Source organism: Streptomyces colwelliae (assembly GCF_048158785.1).
GTDB lineage: Bacteria > Actinomycetota > Actinomycetes > Streptomycetales > Streptomycetaceae > Streptomyces.
In genome coordinates, this window is the sequence record NZ_JBLTJC010000098.1 from 17,027 (window position 1) to 31,797 (window position 14,771).

Below are 14,771 nucleotides of genomic sequence, written 5' to 3' on the forward strand. Positions count from 1 at the left end.
CTTCGAGTTCGAGTGAGTTCCGGTGGTGAAGAGGGGCGCGTGAGGTCCCGGGCGCATCAGTGGTTTCCCGGCTGAAGAAGACGGGCACGCGCGTGTGCCGCACGACGGCGGCCTCTTCACGCACAGAAGGGAGTGCGGGTCGGTGGTCGCGTCGCGTCAGGCGGCGAGGGTGTGTGCGGCGGCGGCCGGCGGGCCGCGGCGGATCACCGAGTGCTGGAGCGCGGTGGTGTGCGGCGCGGGCGGCGCGAACAGGGCGGTACGGCGCGGGCGCGGGCCCGCCTCGGGCGCCCCCGGCAGCCCGGCCCGCAGGGCGCGCACCAGGGCGAGGGCCCCGCGCAGCGACCGTACGAGCGCCCCTTCCGCGACTCCGTGCGCCGACAGTTCCATCAGGCGCAGCAGCGCCAGGTCCCCGCGCCGCAGCAGCCAGCCCGCGGCGAGCGCCGCGAGGACGTGACCGAGCAGCATGGACAGGGACGGGAACAGCGACATCGAGGAAGCGGCCGAGGTGGACATGGCGTCCGCCGGGTGATGCATCGACCCCATGGAACTCATGGAATTCATGGCACTCATGGAGCCTGTCGAACCCGTCGAGCCCGAAGTCGGCAACAGCCGCGCGTCGGTGAGGATCTGCTGGGCCTGCGCCGGGCTGATCGCCGCGGCGGTGGTCCCGCACAGGAGATGCGCGGCGCGCGCGACGAGCGTGGCGTCGGACGCGGACAGGGTGCCCGTGGTCGACGTACCGGCCGTCTGGCTGAGCCCGAACAGGGTGTGCAGCACGGTCTGTCCGACCGCGAGCAGCGCCGCTATCCCCGGCAGCGAGCGCTCACGCCCGGCGAGCGGGGCCACGACGAGGAACGTGACAAGGAAGCCCGCCCCCAGTGTCCACAGCGGAACGGTGGCGCAGGAGGCGATGGCATGACCGGCCGCGGCCAGCACGACACAGACCGCGGCGAACACCGCGGCCCGCAGGACCCGGAGTTCACCGCCGGAGCGCGCCGTACGTGGGTGGGGGGCAGTCATGGCGGGCTCATCATCGCACCGGCCTTATCGCCGCCATACGGCAGGTCCGCAACATCGGGGACGTAGTGTGTCGTAGGTCACAAGGATCACTCTCCGACGTGAGCTACCTCCGGATACACCAATTACGTTTGGGACACATCCCCCATATGGGCGGCATCACGTCAACTCCGTGCTTACACAGGGGCACTGGCGGCAATAGGTATCACTATGTCGAGCCGCGGCCGGGAGGCTGGAGCATGAGCATCTGGTGGTCACTCCATCTGAGGCGCGAGGCCGCGAGCGTGCCACTCGCCCGGCGACTGTTCCTCGGCACGATGGAGACCGCGGGCGTCGACCCGGACATCTCCTACGACCTCTCCGTCGCCCTGAGCGAGGCGTGCGCCAACGCCGTCGAGCACGGCGGCGACACCGCGCACGGCACGTCCTCGGAGGCGTACCGGGTCACCGCGTACCTCGACGGCGAGAAGTGTCGTATCGAAGTCGCGGACTCGGGCCCCGGTTTCGCCCGCACGCAGTCCGTCCGCCCGGCTCCGAGCGAGGCCGAGAACGGCCGCGGCCTGTGTCTCATCCAGGAACTCGCCGACCACGTCCACATCGGCAACAAGCCGGGTGTGGGCGGCGCGGTGGTGAGCTTCGACAAGATCCTGAAGTGGCGGAAGGACGCGCCGTTGATGGCGGTGTAGCCGGGAGGTTCCCGCCGGCTACAGCTTTCTGAGCATTCTTACCTTGCGCACAGCGCATGCTCACGTCCCTGACTGCCGCCGTCCCTAGCTTCGCGACCATGACGGGAAACCACAAAGACAGAACCATCAGCCGGCGCCGCGCGATCGCGGTGACCGGCGGGACGGTCGCGGCCGGCGGGCTGGTGGCGGCCGGGTTCCAGTCGGCGTTCGCCGACACTGCGGACACGACCGCCGACGCGGACGCGACGGCCTCGGCTACGGCGAGCTCGACCAGCAGTGAGTGCATGACGCTGATGACGAGCGTCACGGAGGGCCCCTACTACCTCGACGGTGCCTTGGTGCGCAAGGACATCACCGAGGGCAAGGCGGGCGTCCCGCTCACCCTGCGCCTGACCGTCGTCGACGCCACGGACGGCTGCACCCCGGTCAAGGGCGCGGCCGTCGAGATCTGGCACTGCGACGCCTGGGGCTACTACTCCGGCTACACCACCGCCAACCCCGGTGGCTCGGCCCCCGCGGAGAGCGAGGAGGGCGACTCCGCCAACGACCTGACGTATCTCCGCGGTTACCAGGTCGCCAACGCCAACGGGGTCGTCAAGTTCGAGACGATCTTCCCGGGCTGGTACACGCCCCGCACCTGCCACATCCACGTCAAGGTGCACACCGGCGGCGAGAAGGAGGACGGCACCTACGAGGGCGGCAAGGTCAACTACACCGGCCAGCTGTTCTTCGCCGACGACATCGCCGAGGAGATCTTCACCCTCGACCCGTACGCCAGGCACACGGGCTCGTACACCGTCCTCGCCGACGACATGGTCTACGACGGCGGCGGCGCGGCCAGCGGTCTGCTCACCCTCAAGGCCGTGCACAAAAAGGACCCGTCCAAGGGCTACAAGGGCTCCCTGACGCTCGGCGTCGACCCGGACGCCGAGAGCACGGGTGCGGGCAGCGGCGGAGGCGGTACGCCCCCGAGCGGCGCTCCGAGTGACGCCCCTACGGGTACGCCGCCCAGCGACAGCGCCTCCCCTTCCACCTCGGCCTCCTCATAAGGTAAGGGACATGACAAGCCGCGAGGACGACGCGCTGGCGCGGGCCGCCGTGGCCGCGCTCACCGGTCAGCTGGCCCTGGCTCCCAAGCCTGGACTGCCCGACCCGCGCGACCTGGACGCCCGCAGCACGCGCCAGGAGCACGACAGTCTGCGCTGGTCGGCCAAGGCGCTGGCGCCCGGCCTCGCGGCGATGGCCGCCGCCGCCCGCCGTGCCGGCGAAGCCACGCCGGCGCTGCGGGCGGAGCTGGGCGCGATCGGCCGGTGCGCCGAGCACTCGGTCGGCCTGGCGGGAGGCGGCCACAAGGGCGCCCTGTGGGCCCTCGGTTTCCTGGTCGCCGCGGTCGCCCTGGACCCCGGCGCCAAGGCCCGCGAGATCGCCGTGAACACCCGGAAGATCGCCGCGTTCAACGACAAGGGCGCCCCCAGGCGCCCCTCCCGGGGTTCGTCGATCTCCGTCAAGTACGGCGCGGCCGGCGCCCGGGGCGAGGCAAGGGCCGGATTCCCGCACGTACGCAGGGCGTTGGACGCCCTCGCCACAGCCCGCGCGGCAGGTGCCACCGAGACCCAGGCCCGCCTGGACGCCCTCCTCACGGTGATGTCCACCCTCCAGGACACCGAACTCCTGCACATCGCGGGCCCGTTGGGCCTGCGCCAGGTCCAGGCGGGGGCCCGCGGTGTCCTGGAGGCGGGCGGCACGGCGACGGAGGCGGGCGCGGGGGCACTGGCCGCCCTGGACGCCGACCTCCACGCGCGCGCGTGGAGCCCTCGCGGAAGCGCGGGGCTCCTGGCGGGAGCGCTGTTCCTGGACTCCTTGCCGGTCAGCTCGCCAATACCTGCTGCCTGACGGGCACTTCACCACTGCCGGCCGCCCACCGCACCGCCGGCCCCATCGCGTACGACGCCCCCACGGTCGCCCCGCCCAGCAGCAGCCAGCCCGGCGTGCCCCACTCCAACAACAGGGACGTCAGCACCAGGGGACCCATCGTCCTGGCCACGGTGACGCCGGTCCCGAAGAAGCCCTGGTACTCGCCCACCCGGTCAACGGGCGCCAGCGCGAAGGACAGTTGCCAGGACCCCGCCGACTGCCCCATCTCGGCGGCTACTTGCAGCACCGCCCCGACCACCAGCGCCCCCACGGCCACCCACGGCGACGCGCCCGCCGACAGCGCGAACACCGCGCAGGCCGCCAGCATGATCCAGCCGGACCGCCGCACCGCGCGCGTGGCCGACGCGAGCCCCGTGATCCCGCGGGCCGTGCGCACCTGGAAGACCATCACCGCACCGGTGTTGAGCACGAACAGCGCGGAGACCAGCCAGGTCGGCGCGTCCGTCCGCTCGGCGATCCACAGCGGCAGCCCGAGGCTGAGCAACGGCATCCGCAGCAGCAGCACGGTGTTGAGCAGCGTGACGACGACGTACGGCCGGTCCCGCAGCACTCCGAGACCGCCGGCCTTCCGCACCCGGGCGCCGGGTACCGACGGCAGCCGCACCAGCAATCCCGCGCACACCAGGAAACTCACCGCGTCCAGCGCGAACACCCCTAGGTACGCCGACCGCGTCCCCGCCCGCAGCGCGAGCCCGCCGAGGCCCGCGCCCACCGCGAGACCGGCGTTCAGCGTCGACTGGAGATGAGCCAGCAGCCCGGTCCGCTCCCCGGCGGACACCAGCCCCGCCAGCAGCGCCTGCCGGGCCGCCGCGAGCCCCGACTGCGCGGACGCGTAGGCGCACGCGGCGATCACGAACGGCACGAACCCCCGTACGACGAGGAAGGACGCCACCGCGAGCCCCGTCGCCAGCGCCAGCAGCACCGCCGTACCGCGCGGTCCGCGCCGGTCGGCGAGCCGCCCCAGCGGCACCCCGACCAGCGAACCGACGGCCCACGCGAGGGTGAGCCCGAGGCCCACGCGCGCGGGGGCGAGCCCGACGACGCGGGTGAAGTACAGCGCCGAGGTCACGTAGTAGGCGCCGTCGCCGACCGAGTTGGTCAACTGGGCGAGTGCGAGGGTGCGTTGCGGGCCCGCGGGCGGGACGAGTGCGTTCGTCATGCCTCTGACGTTAGAAGCTCGGTGGATCCCTGGTGAGAACCAATGAGCACTTCCTTTGTTGGTCCAATTCAGGACTCTTCCAGCACTCGCCCCAACGCGTCCAACGCCTCCGGGTACACCCGCTCGCGAGGCGTCCCGTACCCGACCACCAGCCCTTGCGGCCGGTTCTCGCCCGCCGCATGCCAGTGCTCACCGAGCCGCCCGACCGCGAGCCCTGCTTTCTCGGCGAGCGCGAGTGCGGCCTCCTCGTCGGCCACCTCCACTAGCGCGTGCAGCCCCGCCGCGATGCCGTAAACGTTTGCGTGCGCTCCCAGCCGGCCGAGGAGCTGGTCGCGGCGGCGCCGGTACCGCAGTCGGCACGCGCGCACGTGACGGTCGTAGGCATGGCTGTCGATCAGTTCGGCGAGCGCCAACTGGCCGATGGTCTCGGTGTGGTGGTCGCTGTGCAGCTTGGCGTCGGCGACCGCGTCGACGAGGTGGGGCGGCAGCACCATCCAGCCGAGCCGCAGCGCGGGCCCGAGCGTCTTGGAGGCGGTGCCCAGGTACACGACCTGGCCCGGTGCCATCCCCTGGAGCGCGCCCACGGGCTGGCGGTCGTAGCGGAACTCCCCGTCGTAGTCGTCCTCGACGATCAGGCCCCCACGCGCGCGTGCCCAGTCGGTCAGCGCCCGTCGGCGCTCGGGGTGCAGGGTGACGCCGGTCGGGTACTGGTGGGCCGGTGTCACCACCACGGCCGCCGCGTTCCCCAACTCCTCGGCGCGGGCGCCCCGTTCGTCGACCCGTACGGGCACCACGCGCCCGCCGTTGTGCCGCACCACCTCCCGGTGGAACGGCAGCCCCGGGTTCTCCATGGCGACCTCGGCGACACCACGCCCCGCCGCCGCGTCCAGCACGCGCGTGAGGAGCGCGAGTCCCTGCACGTACCCGGACGTGATCACGATCCGCTCCGGCGGCGCGATCACCCCGCGCGCCCGCCCCAGGTACCCCGACAGCGCGGTGCGCAGTTCGATACGGCCGCGCGGATCTCCGTAGTCGTACGCCAAGGAGGGTGCCGTCGCGATGGCGCGGCGCAGCGAGCGCAGCCAGGCCGCCGCCGGGAACATGCCGACGTCGGGGCTGCCGGGCCGCAGGTCGAAACGGGGTACACGCGCGCGTGCCGCCGCGCCCGGTGCCTCCGCGTCGACGGAGGGCAGCAGCGCGACCTCGGTGCCCGAGCCCTGGCGCGCGGTCAGGTAGCCCTCGGCGACGAGCTGGTCGTAGGCCGCCTTCGCGGTGCCCCGGGAGACGCCGAGCTCGGTCGCGAGCCGCCGGGTGGCGGGGAGGCGGGTCCCCGGGGCGAGCCGGCCGTCGCGTACGGCGTCCCGGAGGGCGCGTTCGAGGCCGACCCGGCGGCCTCCCTCGGGGTCGGGTTCCAGGTGCAGGTCGACCCCGACGCCGGACCAGAAGTCGTTCACGAAAAAGCCCTCCCCCTAGGCGCGTTCATGAAAAAAGCCCTCCCCCTAGGCATGCGATCGGCACACGAATGGCCGGGCACCGCAGGTGTGCCCGGCCATCAGTCTTCTATCAGTTGTCCGCTGTCGACTGTCAGCCCTTGAGGGACGCCATCCAGCTCTCGACCTCGGCCGAGGTGCGGGGCAGGCCGTCGGACAGGTTCCGGTTGCCGTCCTCGGTGACGAGGATGTCGTCCTCGATGCGGACGCCGATGCCGCGGTACTCCTCGGGGACGGTCAGGTCGTCCGCCTGGAAGTACAGGCCGGGCTCCACCGTGAGGACCATGCCGGGCTCCAGGGTGCCCTCGACGTACGTCTCGGTCCGCGCGGCGGCGCAGTCGTGGACGTCCATGCCGAGCATGTGGCCCGTGCCGTGCAGCGTCCACCGGCGCTGGAGGCCCAGCTCCAGGACGCGCTCCACGGGACCCTCGACAAGACCCCACTCGACGATCTTCTCGGCCAGCACCCGCTGCGCCGCGTCGTGGAAGTCGCGGTACTTGCCGCCCGGCTGCACCGCCGCGATACCGGCCTCCTGGGCCTCGTACACGGCGTCGTAGACCTGCTTCTGGATCTCGGTGAAGCGGCCGTTGACCGGCAGTGTGCGCGTCACGTCGGCGGTGTACAGGGTGTGCGTCTCGACGCCGGCGTCCAGGAGGAGCAGGTCGCCGGAGCGGACCGGGCCGTCGTTGCGCACCCAGTGCAGGGTGGTGGCGTGCGGGCCGGCGGCGCAGATCGAGCCGTAGCCGACGTCGTTGCCCTCCACGCGCGCGCGGAGGAAGAACGTGCCCTCGATGTAGCGCTCGCTCGTGGCCTCGGCCCTGTCGAGGACCTTGACCACGTCCTCGAAGCCGCGGACCGTCGAGTCGACGGCCTTCTGCAGCTCGCCGACCTCGAACTCGTCCTTGACCAGGCGGGCTTCGGAGAGGAAGACCCGCAGTTCCTCGTCGCGCTCGGCGGTGACCTTGTCGGTCAGCGCGGCCTCGATGCCGGCGTCGTGGCCGCGCACGACGCGGACCGGGCCGGTGGCCTCGCGCAGGGCGTCGGCCAGCTCGCGGACGTCGGAGGCGGGGATGCCGTAGAGCTTCCCGGCCTCGGTGAGGGAGTGGCGGCGGCCGACCCACAGCTCGCCCTGGCCGGAGAGCCAGAACTCGCCGTTCTCGCGGTCGGAGCGCGGCAGGAGGTAGATCGTCGCCTTGTGGCCCTCGGTGCTCGGCTCCAGGACGAGGACGCCGTCCTCGGTGAGGCTGCCCGTCAGGTACGCGTACTCGACCGAGGCCCGGAAGGGGTACTCGGTGTCGTTCGAGCGGGTCTTCAGGTTGCCCGCAGGGATCACCAGGCGCTCGCCCGGGAAACGCGCGGAGAGCGCGGCGCGGCGGCGGGCGGTGTGCTCGGCCTGCTCGACGGGCCGCAGATCGTGCAGCTCGGTGTCGGCCCAGCCGGACTTCATGCTGTCTGCGAGTTCGTCGGACACGCCCGGGTACAGGCCGTTCTTCCGCTTCTTGATGGGCGCTTCAGGCTCCTCAGACTCAGTCTCCGGGGTCTCCGGATTGAGTTCGTCGGCCACGGTCATCCTCCTAGATACGGCACTGGACCCCGTCCATCGTACGGTCGTACGGAAGGGGGCCCAGGGCCGTATGGCCTGTTACACATGGCGCCCGGGCGACTACTCGAAACGGGCCGCCAGAAGGACGACGTCCTCGTCGCTGTCGGCCGTGTCGAGGCCGTCCGGCAGGACCGTCCGCAGGACGTACTCGGCGATCCGGGCCGGGTCGTCGCGCAGCGCCTTGGGAACGCTTGCCGCCGCCGCGTGCAGGCGGGCGAAGGCGCGGTCCATGGGGTCGCCGGTGCGGTGCAGCAGCCCGTCCGTGTAGAGCAGCACCGTCTCGCCGGGCTCCGCCTCCAACTCCACGCTCGGCGCCTCCCAGCAGGCCAGCATGCCGAGCGGTGCGGACACGGAGGTTTCGACGAACTCCGTGCGCCGCTCGCCCACCAGGAGCGGCGGGCTGTGGCCGGCGCCGGCCAGGGTGATCTTGCGCAGCGCGGGCTCGCAGTAGGCGAACAGGGCGGTGGCCGAGCGGGCGGGTTCGGTGAGTCTCAGGAGCAGTTCGAGGTCGGACAGGACCGCGACCGGGTCCTCGCCCTCCATCACCGCGTACGCCCGCAGGGACGCGCGGAGCCGGCCCATCGCGGCGATCGCGCTGGGCCCGGAGCCGGTCACCGAGCCGACCGCGAGGCCGAGCGCGGCATCGGGCAGCGGCAGCGCGTCGTACCAGTCGCCGCCGCCGCGCGGACCCGTGCGGTGTAGCGCGGCGAGCTGCACACCGGCCACGCGGGGGAGCCGGGACGGCAGCAGCTCCTCGGCGATGGTCGTCATGCACGCACGCGTGCGTGCGACTTCGAGGACGCGGGCCAGATGCTCGGTGGCGTACCGCGCGTACAGGCCGACGAGATGGCGCTGCCGCGCGACCGGTTCGGCGGGCTCGTCGTACAGCCACACGGCGGCGCCCAGCCGCCCGGCCGCGTCGGTCGCCAGGGGCAGCGCGTAACTGGCCGCGTAGCCCAGGCGTACGGCGACCTCGCGGTGGCGCGGGTCGAGGGCGTCCTCGGCGAACAGGTCGGGGTGGACGATCTCGCCGCCCTCGCCGCCTGGAGCGCCGGCCGGTCCGTCGAGGATCTGGCCGTAGGACATCGCCCCGCGCGGGACGGTCTCGATGTGGCCGAGGTCGGAGCGGGCGAGGCCCAGGCCGATGGTGGTGTCGGGGCCCAGGCCGTCGCCGGGTTCCAGGACGACGAGTCCGCGACGGGCGCCCACCAGGGCGGCTCCGGCGCGCAGCAGCTCCTGGAGTGCTTCGTCGAGTGCGTCCGTGCGTGCCAGCCGCTCCGTGAGTTCATGGAGGGTCGTGAGATCGGACACCCAGCCGGCGAGACGGTCCTGGAGCAGGGCACCTGGCGCGTTCGGAGCGGTATCTGGCGGGTTCTGGGTGTTCGAGGAGGTGCTTGGAGGGGTACCGGTGGCGGCAGGCGCGGGCGCGACAGTGTGTGCGGGCGAGGGAACCGTTGAATCGATTCCAGCCACTTTCGAAGGGTGCGGGGCGTTCATGGCGTCCGGCTTTCCGACCGGTGCGTATTGCTCAAAAGCATCGCAAACCCCCATGTCATTCTGCGCCGCTGGCAGTGTCTCCACATGTACACGCACTCGTGAGGGGATGTCCAGCATTGTCCTGCTGGGATTCCTGGTGTCCATGGGTTTGCCGGGGGTATTTCGCTCTCCTCTTGCGGATTGGCAAAGTTGGCTTAAAACTGCATCAGGGGACGGTCCATTGCGGTCGACTGGGTTTGCTCGACGGAGCGTCACAGCGGTCGTGATGGGTACGTACTCGGAGAAGGCCAGGGGTGGCTGGGGGCCACCCGGAACCTGGTGAAGGACCCGGGCGTCTTAACCACCGACGATCGTGACCCATCCTCCCGTGGCGGAGGCGGAGAGAACTACGCGGGACGGCAAAACGCCAGACTTCGCCACCCCCAATCGCCACGCCCATGCTTTTCAAGCACGCACGGGTTCCCCCTGCCGAAGGCGGGGGTGTGATGCGCCAACAGGTACGCACAGTGAAGTGATCGACACATGGTGTGATGTGGTCCTCGGTGTTGCCAGCGGTGCAACGGAAAGGAACGAGCGCTCATGCGCGAGATCCTCGGAAAGCGACGCAGGCTCCTGTCCAGGCGAGACAACAGGAGGTCTGAGATGCTCAGCGCGGCCCTGACCTTCGCGACAGAATGGCAATGGCCCGTCCTCCCGGGCGTGGCACCGGATCCCCAAGGACGGGCCCGCTGCGGCTGTCCGGACCCGGAGTGCACGGTGCCCGGCGCACACCCCTTCGACCCCGGCCTCCTCGCGGCCACCACCGACGCGCGCATGGTGCGCTGGTGGTGGGGCAACCGACCCGCCGCGCCGATCGTCCTCGCCACCGGCGACAAGGCTCCCTGCGCGGTCAGCCTGCCCGCACCCGCGGCCTCCCGGGCCCTCGCCGCGCTCGACCGCCAGGGCATGCGCCTCGGCCCGGTCGTCGCCGCGCCGACCCGCTGGTCGCTGCTCGTCAAGCCGTACTCCCTGGAGCAGCTGGGCGAGCTGCTCTACGCCAAGGACCACGTACCCGGCTCGCTCCGCTTCCACGGCGAGGGCGGCTACCTCGCCCTGCCCCCCTCCGAGACCGGCCAGGGCCAGATCCGCTGGGAGCGCGCACCACTGCCCGGCTCGTCCTCGCCCTGGGTGCCCGACGTCGAGGCCGTGGTGGACGCCGTGGTCGAGGCCCTCACTCGTACGGGTGTGAGCGCCCCCGAGTTGTAGGGGTGTCGGGCGCGGGCGGGTCCTGACGCGCCCGCCCGGTCGTTATCTTCCGCTCTATGAACCTTCGTCTGCTCGCCCTCGCGGGCGTCGCGGTGTGCGCGGTCGCGCTGCCGCTGGCCGTGGCGTCCGCGGGACCCGTACGCGACGAGGGTCACGCGGTCGTACGGTCCCTGGTCCACTCCTCGGATTCCTCCGGCTCCTCGGATTCCTCCGACTCCTCCAGCGGCGACGCCAAGGCGCCGTCCGGCGCGCCCTCGCCCGGCCGCTCCCCGCTGACGCTCGGCCTGGGACTGGCGACGGCGGCCCGCTGCGGACCCGAACTCTCCTCCCCCGACGGCATCGAGGCGCAGACCTGTGTCATGACGCAGGGTGAGGACACCTGGGCGCGCACCTACTACCGCAACGCGACCGGCGACGACCTGGACGCGGTGCTGAGCCTCATGGGTCCGGCGGACCGCACCGTGCGGATGCACTGCGTCGTGGCGGCCGAGGACGAGCCCGCGCTGTGCGAGACACCCCGGGAGCGGACACGGGGCGAGCTGGCGGCCTACACGGCCGTGGCGGAGTTCGCCGGGCGGAGTGGGAACGGGCCGCTGTTGCTGCGCTCGGGGAGCAACTCATCGGCGCCTACGGCGAGTTGACGGACGACATCGTTCCGTACACGCGGGCCGGGCATGAAAAGACCCGGTTGCTGGCGACGGGGGATGCACCAGCAACCGGGCTACTCGAACGGTAACAAGAGATCGGCGGTTAGCAAATTCGATCTCGGCTATTCGGACACCGACTTCCCTTTCACAACGGGGAGTTGTGACAGGAGTCACCGGAGTGAACAGGCCTGTTGCGGCTGAACGGCCGTTCAGTCGAACCCCTGGCCCATTCCGGGTGTCAGCTCAGCGTGACCTGCCGGTTGGTGAGACCGCCCCGCGCGCGGCGCTCGTCCGCGGTGAGCGGTGCCTCCGTGGCCAGCGCGGCGGTGAGGCGCTCGGCGAACTCGGCCGCCGGCTTCTCGATGTCGTCCGCGCCCAGTCCGCTCGGCAGGTCCCAGACGGGCACGGTCAGCCCGTGAGCACGGAAGGACCCCACGAGACGGGTGCCTTCACCGAGACTCGAGCGGCCCGCCGCGTGCAGCCGGGCGAGACCGTCCAGAAGCCGCTCCTCCGGGTACGGCATGACCCAGCGCAGATGGTTCTTGTCCGGGGTCTCGCACCAGTACGCGGCGTCCACGCCCTGGAGCTTCACGGTCGGGATGGCGGCGGCGTTGGCGCGCTCCAGGGAGGCGGTCACCTCCGGCGCCGCGTTCTCCGCCTCCGGGACCCAGAACTCGAAGCCCGGGTGGACAACTGGCTCGAACGTGCCTTCCGGGTCGAGCAGATCCTGAAGTCGCGGACCGTCGGCCGGGGCGCGGTGGGCCTGCACCGGAGTGCCCGGCTCGGCGACCAGCGCGCGCTGGAGGGTGTCGGCGAGGTCGCGGCTGATGTCGCCGGAGGCCGTGTCGTTCTGAAGGCCGAGCAGCACCGAGCCGTCGTCCCGGCGCAGGGCCGGCCAGGCCATCGGCAGCACCGTGGCGAGCGTGACCGACGGGACTCCCTCGGGGAGACCGCCCGTCAGGGGCAGCGCGACCGTGGCCGCGGGGACCAGCTCGCGCAGCGCGACCCAGTCCCCCTCGCCGGGCAGCCCCTCGAAGGGACGCTGCACCAGCTCGGTCACCGCGTGGGCGGCGGCCCGGCCGTGGCAGGCCTTGTAGCGGCGGCCGCTGCCGCAGGGGCAGGGCTCGCGGGCACCGACGACCGGAAAGTCTCCATCAGCGCCCGCGGCGCGGGCCCCGTCGCTGAGCTGCGGCCGCTTGGCCGTGGTCTGGGGGCGCTTCTTGGCCATCGTGGGTGTCTCCCGGTTACGGCTCGTCTCGTACGGGCGGGAGCCTAGCCGTTCACGCCATGACCGACGGGAGCCTGTGGACAACCCGGCGGGTGTGGACAGCCGCCGACCGGCGGATCAGTCCAGGTCGTCGAACGCGTCCGCGAACTCCCGCCGGGGGATCGCGGCGCCCGTGGAGACCGTGGGAGCGGTGACGCGCGTAGCGAAGTCGTCGCGCCGGTGCCCGGCATCCGGATCACGCACGTCGTCCTGCACGACGACCCACACCGTGACCTCGCCCCGGGTCTCGTCGCGTACGCCCCAGTCGTCGGCCAGCGCGGTGATGATGTTCAGCCCGCGTCCGCCGCGCGCCGTCACCGACGGGGTGGCCGGAGCCGGGCGGGTCGGGCCGCCGCCGTCCGTCACCTCGACCGTGAGCCGTCCGCCCGTGTCCACGCGCCAGGCGCACCGGACGTCACCGTCACCGGCCAGGGCGTCGCCCAGGGGCCGGCCGTGCTTGCACGCGTTGCTCAGAAGTTCGGAGAGGATCAGTACGGCATCGTCGATGACCGCTTCCGACACACCGCCCGTGCGCAGCTGATCGCGCATGCGATGTCTTGCTTCCCCCACGCCCGCAGGGCCATGGGATACGGCCATGCTCGACGACGTGGGCACCTCTTGTGCCACCACCAACGCCACCCCCGAGACCTCCTTCGCCCCACGCCACGGTGTGGATGCCCCATTGGCCTGTACCGGAAACCGGCCAATCCACGTTCAGTGACGCATTCGCAACGATCGAACACGGATCGAACGCGCCGGTGCACTCCCTGTAATCGAGTGGCTTGTTTTCGATGGTGTGGCCAGGTTCGGAGGATGGTGCAGGTGAGGTACCCGGGTCAAGGGGTGTTTAGGGGTCTTTATGAGGTTCTTTAATGTTCCCGGCCGAGCTGGCTCAGAACGGCCCCCGGCCGGTTGGTGATGATGGCGTCAATGCCCAGGTCAACGCAGAGATCGACGTCCTCGGGCTCGTTGACGGTCCACACGTGCACCTGGTGACCGGCGCTTTTCAGCCGCTCGATGTACGCAGGGTGATTGCGCACGATCCGGATCGAGGGGCCTGCGATCCGGACACCGGCCGGAAGTCGACCGTCCCTCAGGCGGGGCGAGAGGAACTGCAACAGGTAGACAGTCGGCAGTGTCGGGGACGCCGCCCGCACCCGGTGCAGCGAGCGCGCCGAGAAGCTCATGACCCGTACCGGGGAGTCGGCGGCGGAGGCCGGGGCGTCCAGGCCGAAGCGCTTCAGGAGCACCAGCAGCCGTTCCTCGACCTGCCCCGCCCAGCGCGTCGGGTGCTTCGTCTCGATGGCCAGCTCCACCCGCCGGCCCGCGTCCGCGACGAGTTCGAGCAGTCGCTCCAGGGTGAGCACCGAGGTGTTCTCCCGGTCCTCCGGGAGGTGCTCCCAGTCGGGCTCCTCGTCCCGCGTCGTCCGGGAGTCGCGGCCCTTCCAGGAACCGAAGTCGAGGGCGGCCAGATCGGCGAGCTCCAGCGCCGACACCGCCCCGCGCCCGTTCGACGTCCGGTTGACCCGGCGGTCGTGCACACAGACGAGATGGCCGTCGGCGGTCAGCCGTACATCGCATTCGAGGGCGTCCGCACCGTCCTCGATCGCCTTCCTGTAGGCGGCCAGGGTGTGCTCGGGGGCCTCTTCGGAGGCTCCGCGGTGGGCGACGACTTGGATCCGGTGCTGCCGTGCGAGGGTCACCGCGTCATGGTGCCATCGCGAAGGGGTACACGTGGAACCAGGAACGTGTAGGTATACGCCTTTTTGTCGTGAATGACACCTTATAAAGGATCGCCATGAACCCACAGGCACCGCTTATGGTGCCCTGACGGCCGGTGGGAAAAGCTGACGGCATACAAAAGCACATGCACAGCTGTTTCGCGCCGGACCGATCGACAAGCGTGAAGAGTGTGACCGCATGCTTCCGAGAACAACAGCCGTGGACCGAGGAGAAGAGCTGTGAGCACCGAGAACGAGGGCACTGAGGTACCCCCGGCCCCGTCTGCACCTCCTGTGCCGGTGGAATCTCCCGCAGCTTCCCCGCAGGCGGCCGCGGCCGAGGGGGGCGCACCCACGACGCAGCTCCCGCCGGTGCCTCCGGGCGCCCCGCAGGACGCGCCGCACGCCGGCCCCGCGCCCGCGTACGCCGCCGCGCCCCCGCAGGGCACGGGATCCGCCCCCGACGCCGCCTGGCCTGTCTCTTATAGACATCTGACGCTGCCG

13 protein-coding genes are annotated in these 14,771 nt (G+C 71.5%); 5 read left to right on the plus strand and 8 right to left on the minus strand.

Going from position 1 to position 14,771, the window contains the following annotated elements; all coding sequences use genetic code 11:
* Window positions 1-156 precede the first annotated feature (156 nt).
* The gene (locus ACNFOC_RS21570; protein WP_416960726.1) at window positions 157-1,020 is read right to left on the minus strand and encodes a hypothetical protein; all 864 of its coding nucleotides are present in this window, start codon (window positions 1,018-1,020) and stop codon (window positions 157-159) included.
* A gap of 236 nt (window positions 1,021-1,256) precedes the next feature.
* On the opposite strand from ACNFOC_RS21570, the gene ACNFOC_RS21575 reads away from it, so the two are divergent.
* From ACNFOC_RS21575 to ACNFOC_RS21585, 3 genes are all read left to right on the plus strand, one after another.
* Window positions 1,257-1,703, plus strand: a complete 447-nt coding sequence (locus ACNFOC_RS21575; protein WP_399004315.1) for an ATP-binding protein — start codon at window positions 1,257-1,259, stop codon at window positions 1,701-1,703.
* 98 nt (window positions 1,704-1,801) lie between these two features.
* Window positions 1,802-2,752: an intradiol ring-cleavage dioxygenase gene (locus tag ACNFOC_RS21580; RefSeq protein ID WP_416960727.1), complete on the plus strand. Its 951-nt coding sequence runs from the start codon at window positions 1,802-1,804 to the stop codon at window positions 2,750-2,752.
* Window positions 2,753-2,762: 10 nt separating this feature from the next.
* Window positions 2,763-3,596, plus strand: a complete 834-nt coding sequence (locus ACNFOC_RS21585) for a triphosphoribosyl-dephospho-CoA synthase (protein ID WP_416960728.1) — start codon at window positions 2,763-2,765, stop codon at window positions 3,594-3,596.
* Here the strand turns inward: ACNFOC_RS21585 and ACNFOC_RS21590 are convergent.
* The 4 genes from ACNFOC_RS21590 to ACNFOC_RS21605 form a co-directional block, all read right to left on the minus strand.
* Window positions 3,571-4,797, minus strand: coding sequence for an MFS transporter (locus ACNFOC_RS21590; protein ID WP_416960729.1), 1,227 nt, complete (start codon window positions 4,795-4,797; stop codon window positions 3,571-3,573). The two genes, ACNFOC_RS21585 and ACNFOC_RS21590, sit on opposite strands and share 26 nt — an antisense overlap.
* A 68-nt stretch (window positions 4,798-4,865) precedes the next feature.
* Window positions 4,866-6,251, minus strand: a complete 1,386-nt coding sequence (gene pdxR / locus ACNFOC_RS21595; RefSeq protein ID WP_416960730.1) for a MocR-like pyridoxine biosynthesis transcription factor PdxR — start codon at window positions 6,249-6,251, stop codon at window positions 4,866-4,868.
* 130 nt (window positions 6,252-6,381) lie between these two features.
* On the minus strand, window positions 6,382-7,857 hold the full coding sequence (locus ACNFOC_RS21600) for an aminopeptidase P family protein (RefSeq protein ID WP_416960731.1): 1,476 nt from the start codon (window positions 7,855-7,857) through the stop codon (window positions 6,382-6,384).
* A gap of 93 nt (window positions 7,858-7,950) precedes the next feature.
* The gene (locus tag ACNFOC_RS21605) at window positions 7,951-9,504 is read right to left on the minus strand and encodes a PP2C family protein-serine/threonine phosphatase (protein WP_416960737.1); all 1,554 of its coding nucleotides are present in this window, start codon (window positions 9,502-9,504) and stop codon (window positions 7,951-7,953) included.
* Window positions 9,505-9,966: 462 nt separating this feature from the next.
* Here ACNFOC_RS21605 and ACNFOC_RS21610 point away from each other — a divergent pair, with 462 nt between their 5' ends.
* Complete coding sequence (locus ACNFOC_RS21610; RefSeq protein ID WP_026150092.1) at window positions 9,967-10,632, plus strand: bifunctional DNA primase/polymerase; 666 nt, start codon at window positions 9,967-9,969, stop codon at window positions 10,630-10,632.
* Between the two features lie 56 nt (window positions 10,633-10,688).
* Window positions 10,689-11,273, plus strand: a complete 585-nt coding sequence (locus tag ACNFOC_RS21615; RefSeq protein WP_416960732.1) for a hypothetical protein — start codon at window positions 10,689-10,691, stop codon at window positions 11,271-11,273.
* A gap of 244 nt (window positions 11,274-11,517) precedes the next feature.
* On the opposite strand, the gene ACNFOC_RS21620 is transcribed toward ACNFOC_RS21615, so the two are convergent.
* The 3 genes from ACNFOC_RS21620 to ACNFOC_RS21630 all read right to left on the minus strand — a co-directional run bounded on the left by ACNFOC_RS21620 (window position 11,518) and on the right by ACNFOC_RS21630 (window position 14,249).
* Complete coding sequence (locus ACNFOC_RS21620; protein WP_416960733.1) at window positions 11,518-12,507, minus strand: DUF5926 family protein; 990 nt, start codon at window positions 12,505-12,507, stop codon at window positions 11,518-11,520.
* 117 nt (window positions 12,508-12,624) lie between these two features.
* On the minus strand, window positions 12,625-13,185 hold the full coding sequence (locus ACNFOC_RS21625; RefSeq protein ID WP_416960734.1) for an ATP-binding protein: 561 nt from the start codon (window positions 13,183-13,185) through the stop codon (window positions 12,625-12,627).
* Between the two features lie 230 nt (window positions 13,186-13,415).
* Complete coding sequence (locus tag ACNFOC_RS21630) at window positions 13,416-14,249, minus strand: glycerophosphodiester phosphodiesterase (protein ID WP_416960735.1); 834 nt, start codon at window positions 14,247-14,249, stop codon at window positions 13,416-13,418.
* Window positions 14,250-14,771 lie beyond the last annotated feature (522 nt).

What these genes read in the sequence shown, in the direction of transcription:
- ACNFOC_RS21570 (WP_416960726.1), bottom strand. Translation starts at nt 1,020, where the DNA reads ATGACTGCCCCCCACCCACGTACGGCGCGCTCCGGCGGTGAACTCCGG.
- ACNFOC_RS21575 (WP_399004315.1), top strand. Translation starts at nt 1,257, where the DNA reads ATGAGCATCTGGTGGTCACTCCATCTGAGGCGCGAGGCCGCGAGCGTG.
- ACNFOC_RS21580 (WP_416960727.1), top strand. Translation starts at nt 1,802, where the DNA reads ATGACGGGAAACCACAAAGACAGAACCATCAGCCGGCGCCGCGCGATC.
- ACNFOC_RS21585 (WP_416960728.1), top strand. Translation starts at nt 2,763, where the DNA reads ATGACAAGCCGCGAGGACGACGCGCTGGCGCGGGCCGCCGTGGCCGCG.
- ACNFOC_RS21590 (WP_416960729.1), bottom strand. Translation starts at nt 4,797, where the DNA reads ATGACGAACGCACTCGTCCCGCCCGCGGGCCCGCAACGCACCCTCGCA.
- ACNFOC_RS21600 (WP_416960731.1), bottom strand. Translation starts at nt 7,857, where the DNA reads ATGACCGTGGCCGACGAACTCAATCCGGAGACCCCGGAGACTGAGTCT.
- ACNFOC_RS21605 (WP_416960737.1), bottom strand. Translation starts at nt 9,504, where the DNA reads ATGCTGGACATCCCCTCACGAGTGCGTGTACATGTGGAGACACTGCCA.
- ACNFOC_RS21610 (WP_026150092.1), top strand. Translation starts at nt 9,967, where the DNA reads ATGCGCGAGATCCTCGGAAAGCGACGCAGGCTCCTGTCCAGGCGAGAC.
- ACNFOC_RS21615 (WP_416960732.1), top strand. Translation starts at nt 10,689, where the DNA reads ATGAACCTTCGTCTGCTCGCCCTCGCGGGCGTCGCGGTGTGCGCGGTC.
- ACNFOC_RS21620 (WP_416960733.1), bottom strand. Translation starts at nt 12,507, where the DNA reads ATGGCCAAGAAGCGCCCCCAGACCACGGCCAAGCGGCCGCAGCTCAGC.